21 protein-coding genes are annotated in these 23,323 nt (G+C 59.0%); 5 read left to right on the top strand and 16 right to left on the bottom strand.

From position 1 onward, the window contains the following. Positions 1–164: 164 nt before the first annotated feature. Positions 165–524, bottom strand: a complete 360-nt coding sequence (locus ACIQLI_RS06155) for a hypothetical protein (protein ID WP_400386144.1) — start codon at positions 522–524, stop codon at positions 165–167. 969 nt (positions 525–1,493) lie between these two features. Between ACIQLI_RS06155 and ACIQLI_RS06150 the strand changes: the two genes are divergently transcribed. The 3 genes from ACIQLI_RS06150 to ACIQLI_RS06140 are packed head-to-tail and all read left to right on the top strand — an operon-like array spanning position 1,494 to position 4,671. After that, positions 1,494–2,855, top strand: a complete 1,362-nt coding sequence (locus ACIQLI_RS06150) for an ABC transporter substrate-binding protein (protein ID WP_400386142.1) — start codon at positions 1,494–1,496, stop codon at positions 2,853–2,855. Positions 2,856–2,893: 38 nt separating this feature from the next. Next, positions 2,894–3,823, top strand: a complete 930-nt coding sequence (locus tag ACIQLI_RS06145; RefSeq protein ID WP_400386140.1) for a carbohydrate ABC transporter permease — start codon at positions 2,894–2,896, stop codon at positions 3,821–3,823. After that, the gene (locus ACIQLI_RS06140) at positions 3,823–4,671 is read left to right on the top strand and encodes a carbohydrate ABC transporter permease (RefSeq protein WP_400386137.1); all 849 of its coding nucleotides are present in this window, start codon (positions 3,823–3,825) and stop codon (positions 4,669–4,671) included. The genes ACIQLI_RS06145 and ACIQLI_RS06140 overlap by 1 nt, the downstream gene beginning before the upstream one ends. Positions 4,672–5,901: 1,230 nt before the next feature. Here ACIQLI_RS06140 and ACIQLI_RS06135 read toward each other — a convergent pair. From ACIQLI_RS06135 to ACIQLI_RS06075, 13 genes are all read right to left on the bottom strand, one after another. Further along, on the bottom strand, positions 5,902–6,672 hold the full coding sequence (locus tag ACIQLI_RS06135) for an IclR family transcriptional regulator (RefSeq protein WP_400386135.1): 771 nt from the start codon (positions 6,670–6,672) through the stop codon (positions 5,902–5,904). A gap of 169 nt (positions 6,673–6,841) precedes the next feature. Continuing rightward, positions 6,842–7,630 carry an SDR family NAD(P)-dependent oxidoreductase gene (locus ACIQLI_RS06130; RefSeq protein ID WP_400386133.1) on the bottom strand — a complete coding sequence of 263 codons (789 nt, stop codon included), beginning with the start codon at positions 7,628–7,630 and terminating at the stop codon, positions 6,842–6,844. Positions 7,631–7,783: 153 nt separating this feature from the next. Next, the gene (locus ACIQLI_RS06125) at positions 7,784–8,896 is read right to left on the bottom strand and encodes a mandelate racemase/muconate lactonizing enzyme family protein (protein WP_400386131.1); all 1,113 of its coding nucleotides are present in this window, start codon (positions 8,894–8,896) and stop codon (positions 7,784–7,786) included. Then, the gene (locus ACIQLI_RS06120; RefSeq protein WP_400386128.1) at positions 8,889–9,872 is read right to left on the bottom strand and encodes a DUF4432 family protein; all 984 of its coding nucleotides are present in this window, start codon (positions 9,870–9,872) and stop codon (positions 8,889–8,891) included. Before ACIQLI_RS06120 ends, ACIQLI_RS06125 begins: the two co-directional genes overlap by 8 nt. Positions 9,873–9,931: 59 nt before the next feature. Further along, positions 9,932–10,714, bottom strand: a complete 783-nt coding sequence (locus ACIQLI_RS06115) for an SDR family NAD(P)-dependent oxidoreductase (RefSeq protein ID WP_400386126.1) — start codon at positions 10,712–10,714, stop codon at positions 9,932–9,934. A gap of 73 nt (positions 10,715–10,787) precedes the next feature. Then, positions 10,788–11,579, bottom strand: coding sequence for an IclR family transcriptional regulator (locus ACIQLI_RS06110; protein ID WP_400386124.1), 792 nt, complete (start codon positions 11,577–11,579; stop codon positions 10,788–10,790). Between the two features lie 160 nt (positions 11,580–11,739). Next, positions 11,740–12,933, bottom strand: coding sequence for a Gfo/Idh/MocA family protein (locus tag ACIQLI_RS06105; protein ID WP_400386121.1), 1,194 nt, complete (start codon positions 12,931–12,933; stop codon positions 11,740–11,742). Positions 12,934–12,950: 17 nt separating this feature from the next. Further along, the gene (locus ACIQLI_RS06100; RefSeq protein WP_400386119.1) at positions 12,951–13,934 is read right to left on the bottom strand and encodes a sugar phosphate isomerase/epimerase family protein; all 984 of its coding nucleotides are present in this window, start codon (positions 13,932–13,934) and stop codon (positions 12,951–12,953) included. A gap of 163 nt (positions 13,935–14,097) precedes the next feature. Beyond that, the gene (locus tag ACIQLI_RS06095; protein ID WP_400386117.1) at positions 14,098–14,604 is read right to left on the bottom strand and encodes a VOC family protein; all 507 of its coding nucleotides are present in this window, start codon (positions 14,602–14,604) and stop codon (positions 14,098–14,100) included. Beyond that, positions 14,601–15,473 (bottom strand): muconolactone Delta-isomerase family protein, encoded by an 873-nt coding sequence (locus tag ACIQLI_RS06090; protein ID WP_400386114.1) that lies wholly within the window; start codon positions 15,471–15,473, stop codon positions 14,601–14,603. The genes ACIQLI_RS06095 and ACIQLI_RS06090 overlap by 4 nt, the downstream gene beginning before the upstream one ends. 6 nt (positions 15,474–15,479) lie before the next feature. After that, on the bottom strand, positions 15,480–17,417 hold the full coding sequence (locus tag ACIQLI_RS06085; protein WP_400386112.1) for a thiamine pyrophosphate-dependent enzyme: 1,938 nt from the start codon (positions 17,415–17,417) through the stop codon (positions 15,480–15,482). Between the two features lie 87 nt (positions 17,418–17,504). After that, a complete protein-coding gene (locus ACIQLI_RS06080; RefSeq protein ID WP_400386110.1) occupies positions 17,505–18,518 on the bottom strand; it encodes a zinc-binding dehydrogenase in 1,014 nt (337 codons plus the stop codon). A 230-nt stretch (positions 18,519–18,748) separates the two neighbouring features. Continuing rightward, positions 18,749–20,062 carry an MFS transporter gene (locus ACIQLI_RS06075; RefSeq protein ID WP_400386108.1) on the bottom strand — a complete coding sequence of 438 codons (1,314 nt, stop codon included), beginning with the start codon at positions 20,060–20,062 and terminating at the stop codon, positions 18,749–18,751. A 406-nt stretch (positions 20,063–20,468) separates the two neighbouring features. Here ACIQLI_RS06075 and ACIQLI_RS06070 point away from each other — a divergent pair, with 406 nt between their 5' ends. Next, entirely contained in the window at positions 20,469–20,630 is a 162-nt protein-coding gene (locus ACIQLI_RS06070) for a helix-turn-helix domain-containing protein (protein ID WP_400386105.1), read from the top strand. A 106-nt stretch (positions 20,631–20,736) separates the two neighbouring features. After that, complete coding sequence (locus ACIQLI_RS06065; RefSeq protein WP_400386103.1) at positions 20,737–21,237, top strand: IclR family transcriptional regulator C-terminal domain-containing protein; 501 nt, start codon at positions 20,737–20,739, stop codon at positions 21,235–21,237. Here ACIQLI_RS06065 and ACIQLI_RS06060 read toward each other — a convergent pair. Together ACIQLI_RS06060 and ACIQLI_RS06055 are read right to left on the bottom strand one after the other, a co-directional pair. Continuing rightward, positions 21,219–22,103, bottom strand: coding sequence for an SMP-30/gluconolactonase/LRE family protein (locus tag ACIQLI_RS06060; RefSeq protein WP_400386101.1), 885 nt, complete (start codon positions 22,101–22,103; stop codon positions 21,219–21,221). The two genes, ACIQLI_RS06065 and ACIQLI_RS06060, sit on opposite strands and share 19 nt — an antisense overlap. A 133-nt stretch (positions 22,104–22,236) precedes the next feature. After that, complete coding sequence (locus tag ACIQLI_RS06055; protein WP_400386099.1) at positions 22,237–23,004, bottom strand: SDR family NAD(P)-dependent oxidoreductase; 768 nt, start codon at positions 23,002–23,004, stop codon at positions 22,237–22,239. Positions 23,005–23,323: the final 319 nt, after the last annotated feature.

Below are 23,323 nucleotides of genomic sequence, written 5' to 3'. Positions count from 1 at the left end.
ATCGCGGAAGCCGGGGTCTGGTGTGTGGGTGACCACGAGGGCGTCGGGGTTGATGTCCTTGATGGCCTGGTAGCGGACTGCGAGCAGTTTGTGGAGCAGGTCGATTCCCCATGACGGCCCGGCATGGGTGAGGGCTGAGCCTGCGGGGGTGGAAGCGGTGAAGTCTATTTTGATCCTTTCGGACCCAGCTCGCCGATCATAGACCGTGCTGCTTGCTGGATCAGTTTGCGCCCGGCCGGTGATTCGGGGTCGAGGGCGACGGGCTGACCGGTGTGGTCACGGATGCAGGCTTCCGGTGGTGCGCCTTCGGTGTCCCAGGCCAGGTGCCAGAGCAGGACCTGCTGCCCGGCATCTTGCCGTTTCCGGATCCATCCGGCCATGTCAGGCCATTTTTCGGTGTCGGGCCGGCAGGTAGCATAGTCCTGCTGCCATTTGTCGTCGATGACGATGGTTCCGGGAACGATTCCGTGCGAGGCGAGCGTGTTGAGAGAGCGGTCGTAGTCTGCCTGTCGTGCTCGGTCCACTGCTGGGCGTTGGCTGCCGATGGAGGCCAGTGCGTCGGCGTTTTGGGCGCCCCAGCCGCAGAACATCGGTTCCAGCCACGCTGGTGAGGGCGGGGCCTGGGCGCGGGCGGGCAGCAGACCTCGTGCGTCGAGCAGTTCGAGGTAGTGCTTGAGGCCGTCGTAGGGGTAATCGGCGAGGAACAGCAGGAGTGTGGGGCGTCGAAGTGACCCTCCACTGACGTGTGACCGTCGTAGTCATAACGGAGGGAGAAGCCCGGGGTGAGGGCGTCGGAGGTGAGGTGGGTGAAGGGGCGCCGCTTGACTGCGACACTGATCATCAGGCAGGGCCCGCCCGATGAAGGGGACGCGGCAGGGTCGTCAGGGGAGAGGGCCAGGCACAGTGGTGGTGGGGTGAAGAGCCATCTTCCGACGCCGGGCTGGCCGCCGTCTCCTATTACGACCAGGGCTGCGGATTCCCCTGCGGGGCTGAGGACCTGCCATGGCCGGTCCGGGTTGGGGAGAAGACGGTGCTGTGCAGCAGGTCGCTGGGCAGCAGGCCGGAGCCGGCCGTGTGGGCCGAGCTGGCGGATTGCTGTGATGGTGCCCTTCCCTCGAGGCTCAGTTCAAGTGGCGGCACCAGGAATCGGACCGCCCAGGGCTGAACCATGCCGCTGAAAAATCAGGTCGGAGTCCGATAGTGCGCCGTCCTCGGCGCGGCCACCTACCTAGTCAGCGCGACAACAAATGCACCCCAACAGACACATCCCCTGGCTCGGCGGACACATTTACCCGACTGTCAGCTCCCGCCTCATTCTGATAGCGAGAGGAGTGCATGACGGTAAGGTGCGTGTCCCAAGCTGAAAGTATCCTTCGATCTTCACTGCATTTCAAATAGTAAAAGCAGATATCATAGTCTTGATATTTGATGATCAGCTGTTTATAGTGGCCACGGAGCGAAAACTTCCCCCCCCCGTATCCCAAGGAGATTCAATGAAGAATCAACGCGTCAAAGCACTCGCGGCACTAGGCGTAGTCGCAGCTGTTAGCCTCGCACTCTCCGGCTGCACCGGCGCCGGCGGCGGCAACGGCAAGGCGGCCGATGGCACCACAACGCTCACTCTGGCCACGCCGAGCTTCTCCCAGATGAAGGACATGGAGAAGCTCATCCCCAAGTTTGAAGAGTCTCACCCGGGCATAAAGGTCGACGTGACCTTTCTCGAAGAAAGCGACCTGCGGGACGCAGTGACCAAGGACGTTGCGACCAAGGGCGGGCAGTATGACATCGTCACGATAGGCGCGTACGAGACACCAATCTGGGCGAAGAATGGTTGGCTTGCCGAACTCGGCGGCTACGCCGGTTCCGACCAAGGCTACGACGTTAATGACATCTTTTCCCCGGTGCGCGAAGGCAGTTCGTATGAGGGGAAGATGTACTCGGCACCCTTCTATGCTGAGTCATCATTCTTGATGTACCGCAAGGATTTATTTGAAGCCGCAGGTCTATCCATGCCGGAGAATCCAACCTGGGATGAGGTGTCGGAGATGGCCCAAAAGCTGAACGATCCAGCTAAGAACGTGTCCGGGATCGTGCTCAGGGGCAAGCCGGGGTGGGGCGAGTCACTAGCTCCTCTGAACACCGTTATAAATACCTTCGGTGGACAGTGGTACGACACGAGCTGGAACGCGAAACTCGACTCGCCTGAGGTACAGAAGGCCACTCAGTTCTATGTTGATCTGCTCAAGACGGCCGGCCAGCCAGACCCCGTGTCCTACGGTTTTTCCGAGTCCCTCAATTTGTTCACGCAGGGCAAAGCCGCGATGTGGTACGACTCCACTTCAGCCGGCGGAGTGATCGAGGATCCCAACGTATCCAAGGTCGCAGGGAAAGTTGGCTACGTTCACGCACCTACGACCAAGACGAAGGAGAGCGGCTGGTTCTGGTCATGGAACCTTGCTGTCCCCGAGACCTCTAAGAAGAAGGATGCCGCATGGCAGTTCATCTCCTGGGCAACGAGCAAGGACTACGTGCAGTTGGTCGGTAAAGAAATCGGCTGGACTCAGGTTCCCCCCGGAACCCGCAACTCCACTTATGACATTCCCGAATACCTCGACAAGGCCGGATCGTTTGCGCCGATCACCAAAGACATCATGCTTGCAGTACAGCCCAAGCAACCAGGAGTAGCGCCACAAAACTGGGTCGGAGTGCAGTATGTCGGCATTCCCCAGTTCCAGGACATCGGCACTCAGATCGCCCAGGGCCTCGCGGACACGATCGCCGGTAAACAGGACGTTCCTACCTTCCTCAAGAGTGCTCAGGACATTGCCCAGCTGGCTGGCGACGAACAAAAGTAAGATGGCCCACCCTCTCCGTTCTTCGAAAGGACCTCGCCATGGCCACCGCCGTGTATGACGAAGTCATTCCCGTTGTGCAAATTCCGCGATCGCGCAACGCCCGATCCCTATGGGTCTCACGGGCTATGCTTTGGCCGGCGCTGGCCGTCTCGATCGCGCTGACGCAGATTCCCTTCCTCGCGACGATCTTTTACTCGTTCCAGTCTTGGAACCTGCTGCAGGATCCGAGCCCCGTATTTGCCGGCTTTCAAAATTACGTCACCGTCTTCACCAATGGCTCGTTCCTGTCGTCCTTCCTGGCTACTGCCCTGATCACCAGTTGCACGGTAGCCGGATCGCTGCTTCTAGGCCTCGGCTTTGCGATTCTGCTTGATCGCAAGTTCCTTGGCCGCGGCTTGGCCCGTACTCTGATGATCACACCTTTCCTGGTTATGCCCGCAGCGGCAGCCCTGATCTGGAAGTGGTCGATCCTTGATGCCAGTACGGGATTTGCGAACTGGGCACTCGGAATCGTCGGGATCGCTCCTGTCGCGTGGGGAACAGACGCGCCGGTCGCCTCGATTGTTATGGTGCTCACCTGGCAGTACACACCATTCTTTATGCTCATCCTGCTGGCAGGACTGCAGTCGCAATCGAAAGAGGTCTTGGAGGCCTCAAGCGTTGATGGCGCGGGTCCGGTACGCCGGTTCGCCCTCATCACCCTTCCCCATATGCGCTCGTACATTGAGATTGCCGTGCTGCTTGGCTCTATCCAATTGGTGCAGGCCTTCGATCCCATCGCTATCATGACCCGTGGTTCGGGAGGCACGAAGACCTTGTCATACCTTCTCTACGAGCGTGCTTTCGTTGGGCTGAACGTTGGTGAGGCGGCGGCATACGGTGTCATCACAGTGCTTATCACCATCGTGATTGCAAGCCTCGGCTTGCGTCTGCTCTTTTCCATCTTCACCGAGGGGACTAACCGCTGATGACGACTTCAACAATTGAACGTCAACGACCCTGGCTACGTAAAGTGCCCGCCCGTGCACTCACTGTCATCACATGGGCTCTCGTGCTTGCGTTCGTCTTCCCCTTTCTCTGGATGATCGTCACAGCATTCAAGCCCGAAGGCCAAGCGGCGACTAATCCCCCGACGTTCTTCGCCGACTGGACGCTAGAGAGTTTCACCGCCGCATTCGCGCGGGACATGGCACCGTATCTTATTAATTCTGCGACCGCCTCGCTGCTGTCCACCGCCGTCGTGTTGCTCCTCGCCATTCCCGGAGCGTATGCCTTGACTGTGCGGCCGATTAAGCGAACGCGTGATGCGCTGTTCTTTTTCATCTCCACGCGGTTCATGCCGCTTGCCGCGGCGATCATTCCGATCTACCTTATGCTGCAAAGCATGGGGGCCCTGGACAACATCACGGTCTTGAGCATCCTCTACGTTGGGATGAACTTGCCGATTGCGGTCTGGATGATGCGTTCGTTCTTCTCGGAGGTGCCGTTTGAGATTATCGAGGCGGCACAAGTCGACGGTGCGAACGTGAGGACTGAACTATTCCGCGTCGTCCTACCGATCGTTCTCCCCGGCGTGGCAGCCGCGGGGCTGATTTGCTTCATCTTTGCTTGGAACGAGTACTTTCTCGCCAACATTCTCACCTCCTCGATCGCCCGGACGACCCCTCCCTTCCTAACAAGTTTTGTCGATGGTCGCGGTCTGTTTCTTGCAGTCCTGTCGGCAGCGTCCTCCTTGGCGATTTTGCCCGTGGTCATCGCAGGGTGGGTGGCCCAAAAACAACTGGTGCGTGGCTTGGCAATGGGAGCAATTAAGTAAGTAACGAGGCAGTATTATCCGTCCCACTCAGGCGGAGGATTTCCAATTCGCCGGCTCGGCGCCACTGGCTCATCTGGGTCATTAGTTCCTTAGCATCAGGGCAGTGAGACATTGATGATGACTACCGCGAAGGAAAATTCTCGATTGTTAAATTTGCTCGGCGGGCTAGTAATCGCTTTCTCATCTTTGACTGAAACTGCCTTGTAGTTCCCGGAAGAGATTCTGAGAGGAGGGCTTCGGTATGTCCAGCCAGGCCGAGCTGCCCTGGTGGTGGTTACAGACCGAAGCTCCCCTTCCAAAAGTGAATCATTAGTAACGCGATAAAGGCATTTAATCGCGATCACAGCACCATCTTGATTCTCGATCCCATCGTAAGTGAGCAAACATGGTTTTAAATGAGTCCGTGAAAGTTGACTGTCCACCCCACGAGGGTCATTCTCCGCTTGTTCTTCGCCTACATGTCGACGACTGGACCGGATTGCCAGGATCCAGTGCCGAGATTCGGAAAGACGGGCGGGTCCTTTGTTCCGGCCTTGTTGATGCCGTCACTGCGGACGGTAAGATTCTTTGGATTCAACCCCGATCGGACCAAAGGCGGCTGTATGAGAAGGCTGCCGCCTGCGAGGTCTGGGTGCACGTCATGGTCCCGTCTGACGTAATTAAGGCACGCCCTTATCCCAAGCTTCTACTCAGCGAGAATCGGCAATAGGCCACCACCGGCTCCAAGTAAATTCCGACCGGACGATGGCCGGCATTTATGTCTTTTTCCTTCGCCTCAAAATGATCGGGTGATGGACGTGTTCGCGAGATAGCCGACGATCAAAGGTCGATGGTTTTCAGCATGCTGGTGATGGTGGAGGACGTCACAGGCGCAATGAAGCAATGACTCGATCTCACCCCAATTCTCACCGTTACCTGCAGCGTGAAGGAAGTTCCTGCAGCAGTCGCTGATTTCGTCAATGAGGGCATGGGCAAAACCACCATCACCTGGACTGAGAGCCCGCTCACAACAGCGCTGTCAGTGGTCTTTGCGATGAGAACTGAACTCGTCCTTCAAACGGCAAGGCGCCCGACTGAACCGGCCTTGCAAAACCGAGGGTCGCAGAAGGCGACAGTGCATAGTTAGACGACTACATAGAGAAAGTTGTCTTAGGGGCGCGAGTCCCGGGTGGCGCGGTCAGCAGCAAGCGCAGCCGACCATCATTCGTCAGGCAGGGCTGGGGCTGCCCGTCAGCTGGTACTCAACTTTGCGGTAGTCTCGGCGAGGCGGGCGATAAGCGCTTCCTTCGTTTCCACAAACCGCGCGGATGGTGATGAGATCGTGATGCAGGCAGTGACGTGGTCGGATTGGAAGATCGGAAAGCATACGCAGTCTACTCCGAGCTGAAACTCTTGTTTGTCGAAAGAGTGACCGCGTTCACGGATAGCTTCGAGTTCCTGCCCGAAGTCCTTCTTTTTTGTAATGGTGTTTGGGGTGAGGGGGGTGAAGCGCATTTGTTTTATTGCCGCTTCCCGTACCTCCGCCGCCGCAAAGGCTAACAGTAATTTACCGCTGGCGCGTGCGTGGATGTTGTCGGAGTATCCTGCGTCAAGGCCCACAACTCGGACTGCGTGGATACCTTCTGCTGTCGCCAGCACCTTCACTGCACCGTTGCGCCAGACGCTGAGATAGGTGGTCTCCCCGGTGCTTTGCGCAAGAGAGTGGATGGCACGAGTGTAATTGGACGGTACGACATCCGCCCGAGAGTACGCTTCGGAAATGATCGCTGCCCGCGGTCCAAGGCGGAAGTAGCGCCCTTCGTCCTTGGTCACCATGCCCTCGGCCGCCAATGTAGTGAGGAGGTGGTAAGTGGTGGGGAGCGAGAGCCCGAATCGCTCAGAGACCTCTTTAGCTTGGAGGCCCTCAGATTCAGCAACAGCAATCAGAATCTGCACTGCGCGGCTAACTGACTGGATGCGGGTCTGGCTCTTGAGCTCGGGATTTCCTGTATTGATGTCCACAACACCAGTCTACCTTTCACTATATGGAATCAATTTAAGGGCAGCCCGGCGTTTCTCTCCGAGACGCCTCGGGCCTGGTCCCACGGTGACAAGGACGCAGACGGAGGAGTCTGCCGTGAACGGGCCAGCACCCCGCACTCGCCAGGGCGGGGTGGCGGTCCTTGTTCCCCTAGTCCATTGCGTATCCGGCGGAGACGTTCAAGTCTTCGCCGGTGATCCCGGAGGATACGTCCGAAGCGAGAAAAGCCACTGCTTGGGCGACCTCTTCTGCTTTAGTCCACCGCTTCAATGCGGTCTGGCCGGTGAAGCGCTCTTCGATCTTCTGGGGGTCGAGGCTTTCGGATTCGGACAGTGAATCCACAACCCATTGCATCCGGTCACCCATCACCACTGCGGGAGAGATCAAGTTCACCCTGACACCATGTGGTCCGGCGTCGACGGCCAGCGTCCTTGTCATTCCGACGAGCGCTAGCTTCGATGCTGCATACGCCGACCTGCTCGCGAGCGGCTTCTTGCCGGTGGCTGACCCAATGATGATGACCGAGCCGGACCTGGCCGCGATCATGCTCGGCATGAACGCTCGGCAAAGGGAGAAAGTGCCGTGAACGTTTACATTAAAGACGTCTTCCCAGTCTGCTGGGTTGACGTCCCATAGCGGAGCGGATGGTCCTCCGACTCCGCTGTTGGCAACCAAGACTCCTGGGCTTCGCCCTTCGTCCTGCAGGGTCAGAGCGAGGTTTTCCGCCTCTTGGTATTCTGTTACGTCGAGGTGGTGACATTCAGCCGAGCCACCATCGTCCAGGATGCACGCGGTGGCAGCCTCCAGGCGTTTCATCGAGCGGCCCGTTAGGACGACGTGGTGACCACGTTTCGCCAACTCCAGAGAGATTGCCTTTCCGAGTCCTTGGCCGGCTCCGGTCACTAATGCAACCGGCCTGGTACTTGCGGTAGCAGTCATAGTGCCGCCTCACCACATCGCATAGGTTGATGAGGAATTAGGCGGGCTTGAGGGTTGGGGATCATTGACGACGTCATTTGCCGTATTCCTTTCTCATACAACGTTTGAGGCGGTTCAGAGGTACTTCGCCGTCTCCCGTAATGTGAAGCGATGTCAAGCCCCAATGGACCAATGACGGCTTGACATTGCGTTGACTTTCTCCCAATCCAACGGCAGGTATAGCCCTTCCTGGGCCGGCGATTGCCAGCGCCCTTCCTTAATGGGAAAGGGTTCGCTAAGGAGTTGATCGATGGGGTCTGCTCCCGTACATGACGGGACTACCTCTACCATTCCAACGGCTTTTGAACGGGCCGCGAGGGGAATGTGAAGGTGCGGCCACACGTGTGGTGCCGCGGTGGCTCCATGGGAAGCTGCTAGGTCAACGCCTTCAATGGCGTTTGTATAGCCTCCTGTAGCTGAAGCGTCGATGCGCAAGTAGCCTGCGCCGCCGGCAAGGAGCTGGCGGTATGAGGAGACTGTGATCAGGTCCTCACCTGTCGCCACGGGTGTGTGCAAAGCGTTGGCGACAGCTATCACGGAGTCTGTTTCATAGCTTGCGAAAGGATCTTCAATGAAGCGCAGGCTGAATTCCTCGAAGGCGCCGCAATAGTCGATGGCCGTAGGGACATCGTTGAACGCGCCGTGGAAGTCGATGCCGAGTTGAACCCGGTCCGGCAGCGTCGCGGCCACGGCCGAGACGAGTGCCAAATCGGCGGCTCGCTCATGGCCCGGAACTATGAGTTTGATGGTTTCGTAGCCCTCGTCGCAGAACTGACGCACCTCATCAACAATGGCCTCTGGACCTCGCTGGTCGAGGAAGTAGCCGGCTACGGCCATGAGCGGAACTTCTCTGTTGTCAGCACCAAACAACTCGGTGATGCTGCGACCGGACTGGCGGGCAAGAATGTCCCACAGCGCAATATCGATCAGGGACGCTCCTCGCACCATGGCGCCCCATCCTGGTGCGAACCGCTTTCGCAGTGTCGACAGGACATGCGACGGGTCGCCGCTATCTAATTCCATCAGGTGAGGGGTGAGCTCGCGGACTGCTTCAAAGACCGGGGTATTACGTGAGTAGCCGACGGCCGCGCCGGTGACACCATCTTCGGTTGTGAGGCGGAGGACAATGTAGTCACGTGACCTGTATGTGATTGATCCCAGATGCAGCTCCCGGGGCATTGCCAAGGGGCAGTGCCACAGCTCTACCTGCGTTATTCGACTACTCATAAGATACTTTTCCTAACCGGTCGACCCCTGTAACAGGGCCACACTCATCGGGCAACAAGGTCAAGGTCAGCCAGGAGGTAACTGTTTCTCCGACCCTCGCGACCAGTGCCTGTCCTCTCTCGATGGCTCTCGACAGTCCGTCGAAGGGCCAGCTGCGCTGCGGTTCGATTCCGAGCATTCTCGCCCGTCCGTACCATGGAAACCCTTCGTCTCCGTTTTGCAGCCACAGCCAAAGCGCCGGATAGGCGCTGTGGTCCCAGCTCATTGCGACCCCGGGAACTTGGGTTTTTCCGGCTGGATTCCGCAAGGCGGCCCAGGCCGCGGGCATGTCACGCAGATAAAGCAGCCTAACCATCTGATCGTCCGGCAAAACGCCTAGATCCACAGTGGAACCATCAGCCGTCACCGCCGTTGGCCAGTCTCCTGACTGGGGAACGAGGTTGCCTGTTGCGCTTGGTTCCACGCTGAATTTGCCTCCCGGCAGGTCCAGCCGGGCTCCGGGGGTCGCCGGGAACGTCGGGTGGTGGCCCCACAGGAAGGGACTGTCTACGGCCCCGACGTTGGTGACCCTTTCTTCAATGAAGACTGTGGGAGCATCTGAAGCGAGTCGGATAGTTCTTTGAAGCTGAAGGGGCAGTCTGCCGTAGGTGACGATAGTGCAGGAGCTGTTATCCGTGTGCCCAAGGGTGACCGGGGCGAGCGACGTTTCACCATGAAATCCGACCGGGACACCAAGTGCGGCTGATTCCGCACCGGAGTTTGGAAAGAGGAACTGCCAGCCTGCCTGGTACTTCGAGAGCCAGTCCAGCTGGCTGGACCCATAGGCCGGCCCTGCGCCGGCTTCTAGTGGGCTATGCCAGTCGTAATACGCCAACGAGTTGGCTCTCCCTGGTGCGGAAATATTGGCGATTTCCCCTCCGCGGTCAGGATCAAGGGTCAGGGTCAGGTGATCGGACGTCAACGTTACCGGGCCCATTGTGGTTCGCCTTGATGTGCAATCGGATGTTGCGTGGGGCTCATCGTTGTGGATCGGAGTCATTGGCGTTGGTGCCCTACCGAGCCGTTGAGGTGCAGCCCGCCATCGACGGTAATGATCTGGCCTGTGATGTAACGGGACGATTGGGATCCCACTGCAAGGATCGCGTCTGCGATTTCCTCTGGTGTTCCGATCCGCCGCAGCGGGATGCGGTCGCGGTAGGTGTCCCGAACCTCGTCTGTCCAGGCGCCGGTGTTGAGGGGCGTCTCCGTGGCTCCTGGGGCGACGGCATTGACGGTAACATCGTGCTGGCCTAATTCCACGGCAAGGGATCGGGTCAGTCCAGTGATCCCGCCCTTGGCTGTGACGTACCCAGTCATGTCTGTGGGTGGTTGTTCGGCGACAACTGAACTGACGTTGATGATCGATCCGGATCTTGCAGGGATCATGTACCGGGCGGCGGCCCGGGCGCCGCGGATGTAACCCATGAGGTTGGAGTTGAGGATGGACTCCCAATCGGCGTCCTGCATTTCCATGAAGGGCTTTACCAGCAGCCGTGCCGCGTTGTTCACCCAAAGATCGATACCACCCCACTCTGAAGCGACGGTCTTCGCAAGATGTTCGACGTCGTCTGTGACCCCGGCGTCGCCGACCATTATGAGGGCGCGTCCACCCCGTCGTTCTATCTCTCCGGTCAGTTCGGCGGAGACAGCCGGGTCAGTTCCTCGGTGGATGCCGGCAACAGAATAGCCAGCCGAAGCCGCGCTCAGTGCAAGCGATCGTCCAATTCCACGGGATACTCCGGTGATGACGATCCTTGGGGGAGGAGGTGATTGTGTCATGAATAGATCCTTCTTGGTTGCGCCTAGTGTGGCCGGAGGGCTGTGTTGGCGGAGTTGATCTGCCTTCTGCGTTCTATGCTGAGGCTTGCCGGGTTTCAGACACTAGCTGCGTGGACCGCACCAGTGCTTGCGTGATTTGTTCTTGGCGTCCGGTGAACCGCTCGGCTGGACAAGAGAGGGTGAAGCACGCGACCACCATTCCGTTTTCCCGTATGGGAGCGCTGATGCATTCCACGCCCTCTCTGAACTCTTGCCGGTCACGGGCCAGATCTTCTGCCCTGATCTGCTCCAACTCCCGTTCCAGGGCGGCCCGGGAAACAATGGTGTGAGGAGTGACGCTTGTAAAGACTGTGTTTTGCAGAAGCGACTCGCGAAGGGCCGGGGGGGCGAATGCCAGCAGAAGCTTGCCGCTGGCGCGGGCATGGATGTTGTCCGTATAACCGGTTGTTAGGCCTGCAACCCGCACGGCGTGGGATCCCTCGACGCTGGCCAGCACCGAGATCGCACCGTTCCTCCATGCGCTTAAGTAGGCCGTTTCGCCGGTTTCATCGGCCAGATCCCGAAGTGCCGTTCCGTAGTTGAAGGGAACCACGTTTCTCCGGTTGTAGGCGTCGGAGAGGATCGACGCACGAGGACCGAGAGAGTAGTGTTTTCTCTCGTCCTTGTGCAAAAGCCCCTCGTAGACCAACGTGTTCAGCAGGTGGTATGCCGTGGGGGTAGAAAGATTGAAATGGGAGGCCACTTCTTTCACTGTCAGACCCTCGTCGTTGGCGGCTACTGCCAAGAGAACCCGCGCGGCGCGGCTTACGGACTGAATCCGCGTACCGCCGTCTCGGGTGTCGGGTTCCACTTTTTTAGTGATCATCTTGATTAGGTAGCCTCCCTTTCAGTGATGGCCTCCCGCGGCCGCGGTCTGCGCCGTCTTCAGGCTGGCCAGTTAGGACTGCTGTCCGGTTCATTCTGCAGCCCGGGCACCAGAAAGTTGGTGTCCGGGCCGCAGAAGATGGGCGTTGCAGCCTTTAAGGCTAGAGTTTGCGGTAGATGATCTCCTGCCGGACGCCGCTCTCGGCTGCCCGGACGATGGCGTCGCAGATTTCGGCACATCTGTATCCGTCTTCGAGCGAAGCACCGTGCGGTCCGACTGGTTTGTCCTCGGCTATAGCGGAGAGGAAATGGCCGAGTTCGTGTACAAAGCTGTCTTCCCAGCCGATCATGTGACCGTGTGGCCACCAGTGTTCCCAGTAGGGATGGTAAGCCTCTGAGACCAAAACGCGGCGGAAACCTTGCGCGTTCGCGGCCGGGGTGGAGTCGATCAGATGGAGCTCTAGTTCGTTCATGCGCTCTTGATCAAAGATGACCGTGCCCTTGGTGGTGCTGATCTCGAAGCGCATATGGTTTTTCCGCCCTGGTGCCACGCGAGTGGCTTCAAGGGTTCCAAGAGCGCCGCTCCGGAAGGTGATGACGGCATCGAAAGCGTCGTCAACATCGACGTGTCCGCCTGGCCGCTCTTTGGTGAACGTCGCCATGTTCGCAGAGACTGTGGCCGGCTCATCGACGAGATAGCGTGCCAGGTCGATGACATGGGCACCCAGGTCTCCCAAGGCTCCGGTTCCTGCGATCGCTTTGTCGAGTCGCCATGATGTTGGTGCCTCGGGATCGACGAGCCATTCCTGATGGTAGCGGGCACGGAAGTGGCGCACTTCGCCTAGCGTACCGTCGTCGAGCAGTTCTTTGACCAGACGGATGGCCGGAAAGAATCTGTAGTTAAAGGCCGTCATGCCCTTAACTCCGGTCTTGCTTACAGCGGACCATATCTCGTAGGCCTCGTCTGCGGTCCGTCCCAAGGGTTTTTCACAGATGACGTGTTTTCCGGCTTGGGCGGCGGCGATCGTGGGCTCGACATGTTGGTCGTTTGGGCCGGTGTTGTCGAAGATCTGGACCGCAGGGTCACTAATCACGTCGCGCCAGTCGGTGGTCGCGGTTTGATAGCCGTACCGGTGGGCCGCTTCACGGACAGCTTCCCCGTTTCGGCCGGCGATGCTGATCAGCTGCGGGTTTGCCGGGGGTGGCCAGTACGTGTAGCCCAATTTTTTCAAGGCGTTTGTGTGGGCGCGGCCCATGAAGGAATAGCCCAGCATGCCGATGCCGACAGTGGGAATATCGCGGTGGCTGTCCTTTATGTCTCCCTGGGTGAAGAAGGAGAGTGGTTTCGAGGTCATTGTTTTTTCCTTGGGGCTTACACAAGCCAGAAGTGCTGGGCTTCGGGATCCATTGGTTCCTTGACGATTAGAGGGCGGAGATAATCAATCGCCTTTTCAGCGCCATCGCGTTCGCTCATTACCGGGTCCTCGTGTTCGTAGGACATGACGTAGTCGTAGCCAACTTCCAACAAAGCCGTGATAACCCTTTTCCACGGCACCTGGCCCCATCCGACCACGCGGTACCGTGCGGCCCGGTGCATGTTCCGCCAAGAGCCCGTGGACAGCACCCCGTCGCGTCGGATCTCGTCTTCCTGAACCTCAAAGTCTTTGGCATGGACGTGCAGGATCCGGTTGCCAAAGGTCTTGATGAAGACAACGGGATCGATTTGCTGCCAGATGAAGTGGCTGGGATCGAAATTGAAGCCCCAGTCGTCACGGTCGAGCTTTTCGACGGCGGTCTGTGCCGTGGTGATGTTGTATGCGATTTCGGTCGGGTGGACTTCGTGAGCGAATTTCACGCCGAGCTTGGCAAATTCGTCCAGGATGGGGTTCCACCGTTCAACGAAGAGGTCCCACCCTTCGTTGTACAGCTCCAGGTGCTTCGGCGGCCAGGTGTACCAGGAACCCCACACTGTGGATCCGAAGAATCCGTTGACCACGGGGATTTCCAGGTCGGAGGCAGCTCGGGCGGTTTTCAGCAAATGCTGCTTTCCGTATTCGAACATTTCCTGTTTGTCGGTTGTAGGCGACCAGTCGTCAAAGCTGGAGTCCTTGGGTGGGAGCACCTGCTGTGCCGAGAGGTGATCCGAGAGAGCGGAAATAACTAAGCCGCGGGATTGCAGCATCTTTTTCAGATTCCGCGCGTACTGCGCATCTGTGCTGGCCTGCTCGAGGTCAAAATGGCCTGAGCCGGCCCACGTGGTGAGCTCCACTGCTTCGTAACCGAGATCGGCAACGTAGGTTGCAACCTCGTCCAAGGGCTGGCTGTCGAACAGTGCTGTCAAGATACCGAGCTTCATAAGAATCCTCTCCTTTGAGGGGTGTCGAAAATCACCCTGTCCGGGGCATGTTCGATGGTTGCACGGACTAGCTTATTTTGTCTATATGTAATTAGTTTCAAATAATGAATTTTTGGAGCAGGCCGCCGTTGGGCGCAAGCCGTCCCGGCGGCCCGCGCCTCGGTTACGTCAGCGCTGATGCGGATAGAAGGGTGAGCATGGACCTCAGCCTCGCTGGCGAGGGTTGGATAAGTTCCAGGGTGTTCCCGTCCAAATCATGCAAATAACAGGCCTTGCCGCCCGCGTTTGCTCCCTGGGAGATGTCGACGGGGGGATTCCGAAACGCTGCCCCGAGGGCAGTGAGGCGCGTATACATACGATCGATATCGCTGACGAGGAAGCCCAAGTGAGCGCTTCCGGGTTGGTTGACGGGTGCGGTTTCACCGCTGGTTCCTGAGTGAACGTATTCAATAAGTTCGATGTCGTGGGTCGATACAGTCGGCAGCGGCGAAGGTATCTTCAGTTGTGCAACTTCCAGAACTGCCCGGGGCACACCCACCAGGACAGGCGTGTAGGCGTTCTCCTGCCGTTGTCGATGCACCAGTTCCATCCCCAACCCATCGCAATACCAGGCTATTGAACGTTCTATGTTGCCAACGACGATTCCGTGGTGCAGTTGACCTAGGATCACGGAGCTTCCTTTTTATGTAGTTCCTGGCTTTCTTCCATCCGTGAGACGAGTCGCACAAGCAGGATTCCGGCCTCTTCATCTGAGGTGCCTGCCGCAGCAGTCAGGGTCAGGCGTGCAATGCTTCGAACCTGAATGACTTCAGTTCCGTCTGTCAGAGTGCGCGCCCTCGGCTGCCGGGTGACTATTCCGACATCAATGGCTATCCGGGCGTCAGTAGGAAGTGAGGAACACATATGCAGTCCCTGCGCGCCTGAGTGGGTGACAACTGTCCCTGCCGCGGCTGCCGCGACTGCCTTCAGTACGATGACGTCGGTTTCTGTTTTGGATCTGCCGCTCAACAGTGCGGTGACATCCATATCGACGCCAGCCACGACGTGTGCGGTGCCAACAAGTTGTTGCACTTCAGCCGGAGCCCTGACGGGCAGTTCCCTTCGTCCGCGGCGTTCAAGACTCAGCTCAGGCAAGGGGTCAAGCTGCCAGCGCCGGATGGGCGGGCGGAAACCTCTACCCTCCAGCTTCAGTGGTTCCAGGGCCGGCAAGTCCCAGGTTCTGCGAATCCTGGAGTTATCGCTGGCACCGACCACAGGGGGGCGTGGATCGCTCGGGTGTCGTTCCAGGTCCTGGATCCCTACCCTCATATAGGGTCGCAACGGGAGGGTGCCGAGTATCTGGCTGAGATGCTCCCGATCCGCAGCACGCCAGATACCGTAGTTGGCCCAGCGTCCCGGAATCCGCCATAGGGTGACGAGGTGGCCCAGACGGGCCAGTTCCCGGGCCTGGACTGCCTCGGCATTACGCAGGTCCTCAACTTTGTCGCTGGCCAAGTTTCCGGTTTCGATCTCTATTTCAACAAGGAATTCTGATGGCATGATCAGCTACCGGCCGGCAAAGGAGTGTGAGGCAAGGCGCTGTGCGGCGCGAACAATGTCTGCAGAGTTGGGCAACAGTTCTTCCTGGAGTGAGGGAGCCGACGGCATGCGAACATCCGGCGTTCCTATTCGCAGCACGGGTCCGGCCAGTTCCGAGAAGTGCTTTTCCGTGATCCGGGCGGAGACTTCGGCGCCGAATCCACCGGTTTGGAATGCCTGGTGGGCGACTATAACACGTCCGCCACTGCGGGCCACGACCGCCTCGATGGCATCGTCATCGAGGGGACGAAGCCAGCGCAGATCAAGCACGCTTGCTTCGATTCCCTGCGCCGACAGCTGCTCCGCTGCCTCAAGCGCCGCGGCTACCATCGGGCCCCAGGTGATAATTGCTACGTCTGCACCGTCGCGCCGGAGAGCTGCGCCTCCAACGCGCTCACTGGGGCCGCCGAGTGCTACCTTGCCGGTGTCTTGGTACATGGACCGGTGTTCGATCAGCACCACCGGGTCCGGGTCTTCGATCGCTGCCAGGGTCATTGCGTAGGCGTCCTGGGGGGTGCCGGGCAGCCCTACCTTGATGCCGGGAACGTGGCTGAGGATCGCTTCTACACTCTGTGAGTGCTGGGCGCAGGACCCGGGGGTGACACCCTGCTGCATGCGAATCACCATGGGCGCATGGATCTTCGACCGGTTCACGTAACGAACGTTCGATGCCTGATTGACGATCTGATCCAGCGCTACGAAAACGAAGTCCGCCCACATGATTTCAACGACGGGCTTCATTCCCGCGATGGCAGCTCCTACGGCAGATCCGAGGATCGCGGTCTCGGCAATCGGGGTGTCGAAAACGCGCTGTTCTCCGAACTCCTTCTGAAGCCCCCTGGTTACACCGAAGACTCCGCCCGCCACGGCGATGTCTTCGCCATAAACGAGTACCTCTTCCCGCCGTTTCAGGGCATCCTTCAGTGCCTCGTTTACCGCGCGACCATATGCCAGGTCCTTGCTTGGTGCGTCGGGCTTGTGTTCCAGGGCGGGTAGCTCTGGCGCGTAAAGGTGCTCCAGCACGTCGCCTACAGGTGGGGCGGACATTTGACGCACTTTTTCGGCGAGGGAGTTCATTTCCTCCGCCACTTCCTGCTCAATCCGCTGGGCATCCTCAGCCGGGATGTTTTCGAGGTCCCTTAGGCGCAGCAAAGGGTCCTCTGCTTGTGCGGCCTCAATGTCCTCCGCGGGGCGATAATGCTGGATGTCTTTGTTGTAGTGGCCCGACAACCGGGCTGTCTTAAATTCCAGCAGCACCGGCCCGGCCCCTGACCGGCACACTGCGGCGGCTTTTTCGACCGCTTCGGCGACGGCAACTGGATCATTGCCGTCAACTATGTGGCTTTCGATTCCAAGTCCCTGCCCGCGACGGGCCAAATGTTCACCGCGGGTGGTGGCAGAAGTGGGGGTCATCTCCGCCCAGCCGTTATTCTCGCAAGCAAAGATAACCGGCAGATTGCGGGCAGCGGCAAAGATCATGGCCTCGGTCGTACCACCCTGGTTCATGGCGCCGTCACCGAGAGAGGCCAGAACGACGCTGCCGTTTTCCTGCATCTGGTTGGCCATCGCTACACCTGCGGCAATCGGCAGGCCGGCGCCAATGATTGAGTTTTCGCCCATAAAGCCCACATCGGGGACGCTCAACATGGGAGAACCGGCCCGTCCGCCGTTCACGCCGTCTGCTCGTTGGGCAATCTCTGCCATCAAGGCAAGCGGGTCAGCACCGCAGGCCAGCGCCCAGCCGTGGCCGCGGTAGGTTGAGAAGACTTTGTCGGTAGGTTCAAGCACCGACATCGCACCAACTGGAATTGCTTCCTGCCCCAGGCAGAGGTGCACCGAGCCGGCCACATGTCCCTCTTGGCCGAGTTCAAGAACCTTCTCTTCAAACTGACGGATAAAAGCCATCCGGCGGTACGCATCGCGAGGACTATAGGGATAAGCCATGGTGTAATTACTCCAAACTTGTGAGGGATTATTGAGGTTCCGGAACCGTCATCGGTCCGGGGTGAACAGGAATTTGACGCCATCTCCCCGGCGGGTGGCGGCGAAAATGTCTTCCCACTCGGACAGCGGGGCTGTTTTCGTGATGAGCGCACCGAGGTTCACGGAGCCGTCGGCCGCCAGCCGGATGGCCCGGCGGAACCCACTCGGAGTTGCCCCGAAACCCGACGTGATGGTCAGCTCCTTCAGACAAACAGCATTCATGTCGACGGGGATAGGCCCTGCAAAAAGGCCCATCTGCACGTAGCGACCCCGGCGCTTTACGGCGGTGAGGCACGCCGCGGCCGCTGCGGCGGCGCCGGTGCACTCGATCACGACGTCAAACGCCTCCGGTTCATCCACCTCGGTTGCCGTGGCCAGTCCCAGCTTCTCCGCGACCTCAAGCCGGCGCCGGTCAGTTTCGCGACCGCAGATAAGGACCTCGCCGCCGGCGGCGCGTGCGACCTGCGCGGCTAGGAGTCCTATGGCTCCGGGGCCGGTTACAAGCACACGGTCCCCGGGGTTGACGATGGCTGGATCACATAGTGCCCCCGTAGCGCAGGCCAGAGGTTCAAGAAGCGCTGCCTCAACAAGATCGATGGATGCGGGCAGAGAGTGCAGGTTCTGTACCGGAACCAGGACTCCCGGGCCGAACGCGCCGTCAACATGGCTTCCCAAGGACTGCCTGTTGGGGCAGAGGTTGCGGTGCCCGTCCTGACATTCGTTGCAGGTTCCGTCGCTACCGAAAAAGACCTCGGAAACGACTGACTTTCCTACCCATGTGCTGTCATCTCCAGACCCGACAGCCATCACGACCCCGCTGAGTTCGTGTCCTACGGTAACGGGCGGCCTCACCGGCCATTCACCGTCAAGGATGTGAAGGTCGGTACCACAGATGCCTGCCGCCGCAACCTGGACAAGAGCTTGCCCCGGCCTCGGCGGGCCCACCTGCAGGTTTTGCAGGACCGCACCGCCGCGGCCATGCTCCTGCTTTGTCAGGGCGATGCCTGTGAGTATTGAACTCATCGTTGTGTTCCTCATAATCTGCCTGTGGCCTCTTCCGGCCGGTGTAAAGAAGGTGATGCCGCCATCGATGCACCCGGCCCGCAAGGGCTGCATGTCCGTTCGCGCCAGCAACAGAAGGTATTTCAAACTATGAAACAATATTCATAGTTTGAAACCATTTTTCACCTTCCCTCCTATTCCGTCAAGTGCGAGGGCCCCAACATTCAGGCAGATGACTGTCAGGCGGGGGCTTAGAGCTTCAACTCTTTCAGGTCGACGCCTTTGGTTTCGCGGAAAAAGAACGTTGCAACGAACGAGGCCGCGCACAGCGTCATGATGTAGAGCGAGAAGATCCAACCGGCACCCATGCCAACGAAAAGCTGATTCAAATATGGAGCCGTGCCGCCAAAGAGGGCCACGGATATGGAGAATGCGAAACCAACGCCTCGACCACGAACGTAGGTGGGAAAGCTCTCGGACTGGATGGCGGGGTAGATGCACTGTGACAAGGCCCAAATGAGGAGAGAAAGCGCCACCGGAATGCCCAACATCCAGGGCTGGCTCCCCAACATCAATGTAAACGGGATGGTTGTGACGAAGGCCAATGCCGCGAAGCCGAACATCATGGGCCGCCGTCCAATCCGGTCCGAGAGTGCTCCAAAGAATGGCAAGGCTACAAGGCTTACCGCTTGGGCGGCGGCCGTGACCCAAAAGGCCGTACCCTTGTCCATCCCGAGGTTGGTCACGGCGTAGGTGGTCATGTAGGACATCCAGACGTAGTTCACGCTGGTGAGGCCTGCGGTGAAGGCAATCAGCCGAAGCGTAATGAGAACCATTTTGCGCCGCGGCAGCTTTTCGTGCGTTGTCCCTGGCGCTTGGTCCTCGAATACGTCACTCTCATGCATTGTGCGGCGCATCCACAGCACAACCAGCGCCATTAGGCCACCCAAAAGGAACGGGATCCTCCAGCCGTACTCAGCCATCGCCTCGTCGCCTAAAAGGCTGGTAAGTAGCGCGCTGACTACAAACGCCAGGATGCTGCCGCCGATGACGGCCATGCCCCACACCGATCCCCACTGCCCACGCTTGGCCGGCGGCGCGATCTCGGCAAGGTAGGTTGCCGATGCGCTCGATTCACCTCCATGCGCAAGCCCTTGCACACAGCGAAAGGCTAGAAGGAGTAGGGAAGCACCAATGCCAATCGTGGCGAATCCGGGGGCGATACCTATAGCAAAGGAGGCGGCGGCCATCAGCAGCATTGTGCTAATCAGCACCCGTTTGCGTCCAAACCGGTCCCCAAGCCAACCAAACACAATCCCGCCGATCGGACGCATTAGGAACCCCACGGCAAAGACGGCGAACACGGACAACAATGCTGATGTCGGATCAGACCCGTCGAACATCTGAGCGGCTATAAAGGGAGCCATGACGGAGTAGGTGCTCCACTCGTACCACTCGAGGACATTACCGGCAGTACTTGCCGTTAGAGATCGACGCCGTTGGGCGTGGGTCATAGAGTGGCTACCTTGCCCGCTCTCGACTGCAGGGGAGACGGAGATCTTCATCGATATTCCATTCTGTGATTTAGCTTTGTAGCTGTATCGGTAGTAAGTGCGGGACGGCGGAAGGGAGCGCTGGTCACGCCTAAGCTGCACGGGTCGGGGCGCCGGGGGGGTGACGCTAGTCACGCCCAAGCCGCCCCATCAGCTTAGACTAATTTCTTCTATATGAAAAATACTCAACATAATTTCATATTATGAAGAGACTTGGACCTGTGGCCCTAGCCGCACGATGCTGCCAGGGATGGCTGTCGAATATAAGGGTGTCGTGCCACGCCCTGTTATTCTCGGGCAGCGCCGGGTGCCAAAGCGGGTAGCATTTAGTATTGGTCAGAGGCTGCACGGCTTCGGCGGAGCGGGCGATCCGGGAGGCCTACCATGGGCAGCATGATCGACAACGAGGCTGAAGTAAATGACGTTCTCGGGCACCCGTATTCAATCCGTCAGCCGCGCTGCGCGCCTGTTGCTTGCTGTGGCTTCAAACGATGATGGGCTTACCGTCGAAGAAGTGGCGTCCCGGTTTGATCTTTCGACGCCCACGTCCTATCACCTTCCTGAACACCCTGGTGCATGAACGTCTGCTGTTCAAGGACCGGAGCAAGCGGGACTGCTTGGGCCCGGTGCATCCGTGATTGCCGGCGCCTACAATCGTCAAAACCCAATTCCTGAGAGATACTCCAATGCTCTCGACATGCCGTGCGGGTTGCCGGCCTGACGCAGGGCTCTCCGAAAACGTACATGCGCGGGCGAGCGGTAAGCTCTTACTCGCCTTCGCTTCTCGTGAGCTGAGGGAATCAGTCCTTCGCCGGACAGATCTGACCGCAATCACGCCGCACTCTACTGTTTCCCGCGCCGAGCTTGACCGGGAGTTTGAACTGATGCGCGAACAGGATTCGGCTTGGGACCGGCAGGAGTTCCGCGAAGGTGTCGAGTGCGTAAGTGCGTCGATCCGTGAAAACGGGGTTGTTGTTGCCTGCCTCACTCTTTCCTGCCCGGCGCAGAGATTCGCGTTGCGCAGGATAGACTCGTGCGGACTCCGGGGCGGGATACCCGCCTGGCATCGGCATTTTCCCCAGCCTCGGCTCAGTGCGCTCCTAAAGGGCCTCGGGGCTGCACATTCCGGCTCTCTGCTAGGGCGCGTTGTCAGCCCGACAGAGAGCAGTCAGGCTCCGAACCGATAAGCGGGCAGGCCCCTGACCCCTAGGCCTTCAACGGCGAACACAGCACCACGCAATGGTCCGTCTTCGGGAAACTGGGGCTTGGGAGACCGGCCCATCGAGGTGACAAAGAGCGTATCCAGGTTGGGGCCACCAAACATCACACTCGTGACCTTCCTGACTGGCATGTTGATGGACCGCTCAAGGGTGCCGTCCGGAGCATAGCGGTTCAGCTTTCCAGCGAAGACGTGAGCCTCCCAAAGGAATCCCTCTGCATCGACTGTCATCCCGTCAGCTAGGCCGCCGTCTCTTTCGTCGACGGACACAAAGGTCCTGCGGCGCGAAACGGAACCCGTCTCCGGCTCGTAGTCGTAGGCTCGGATCTCTCCTGACCACGAGTCGGTGAAGTAGAAAGTACGCTCATCAGGGCTCCAGCAAGGTCCGTTGGAACATACGATGCCCTCATCGAGGGTTGTGAGTGACATATCTGGATCTAGACGGTACAGCTTTCCGGCGCCTTCCGCCTCACGGGTGTCCATCGAACCGAACACAAAGCGCCCTCGCGAATCTGCTTTTCCATCATTCAAGCGGTTGGTTGGGGTATCTGCCTCCGGTGCGTGAAGGAGTTCGAGTTGATCCTTCTTAAAATCAAAGCTGTAGATACCTGACTGGAGCGCCACCACGGCGGTCTCACCACCGGAACGCAGTGCCATGGACCCGATCATTTCGCGGACATCCCATGTTTCGACTCGGTAGCCGTCGGCCGTGGTGCGAAAAATCCGGCCGTCCGCGGAGTCGATGAAGTAGAGCCTTTGTTGTTCGATGTCCCAAAGCGGATTCTCGCCCAAGCTCGTCTTGACGTCAACGACGGGACTGATGGTTATAGGCATGGTGTCTCCTTTGACGGTTCTGTCCTGTTGGACAAATGTGCCTGATCAATAGCAAGAATCTGATTTTTCGTCCAGTTCCGCAACGGTGGACCCGACGTGTTCGGTTCCAACGAGGCCGGGCATAATGGAAATCTCAGTACCAATTCCCGTCCACGGTCATGCCGCCGTCGACGAGCAGCGACTGGCCCGTAATGTAGGACGCATCCTTGGAGGCCAGGAAGTTAATTGCAGCGGCGATTTCCTCAGGCTCAGCCAGCCGTCCCATCGGAGTGCGGGACAAGAGTGGGGAGATGTCGAGCTTCCCTTCACGTGTGAGGGTGTCCATCATTGCGGTACGCGTGTAGCCTGGCCCCACCGCATTGACCCGTATCGACTGGGAGGCCCATTCAACTGCTAGCGTCCGGGTCAGGCCTTCAATGCCAGCTTTGGCCGCGCAATAGCTGGCCCTGGCCGGCATTCCGGATGACGCCGCGACAGACGAAATGTTGACTATGGCGCCGCTGCTTGCCTTCAGCAGAGGGTAAGCAGCGCGGCAAGCCCGCATAGTGCCATGAAGGTGAATGTCCACGAGACTGACAAAGTCAGCGTCGCTGACCTCAGCGGAAGGCGCCGGGCGAGCGATGCCCGCACAGTTCACGGCGGCATCGAGCCGCCCCTCGATATCTCTCACGGACGCAAAGGCCCTATCGACGGCAGCCGAATCGGTGACGTCAATTATGGCGCCCCGGGCAACGCTGGGACCTCCCAGAGTTTGGACAGCCGTATCAAGCGCTGCGGGGTTCAGGTCCATGACCACCACGCGGCCGCCGTCGTTGACCCATCGTTGGGCGAAAGCTAAGCCAATGCCGGAGGCGCCGCCGGTAACGCTTGCGACCTTTTGAGCAGTATCGTTCGAGGCCATGAGGACTCCTTTATTCCTTGTGACGATCTTCAACTTGAGGTTAATGGAAAAATTTGGCTTCGGGGACGACCTCGACGAACTCCACCGGAGACGATCCGTTCCGAGCCGCCTCGTGTTTAGTTCACCATGGCGGGGCAGCTCGGCTGAAGGCCCGATTTTCGTCGGCATTCCGCGCGCCGCCGAGCCAGTGGAGGAGGCTTCACCTCGCTGTCGGAACTGGTCACGTCAGCCTATCGACTTCTCTGCCATTGTGTTATGGAGTGTCGCAGCTCATGCCCGGACTGTCAATATATGAACTATAATCCATACTATGATAAAT

The organism is Paenarthrobacter sp. NPDC091669 (genome assembly GCF_044756725.1).
GTDB lineage: Bacteria > Actinomycetota > Actinomycetes > Actinomycetales > Micrococcaceae > Arthrobacter > Arthrobacter bambusae_C.
Note: the sequence above shows the minus strand (reverse complement) of the source record. Positions and strands in the feature narration are given on the sequence as shown.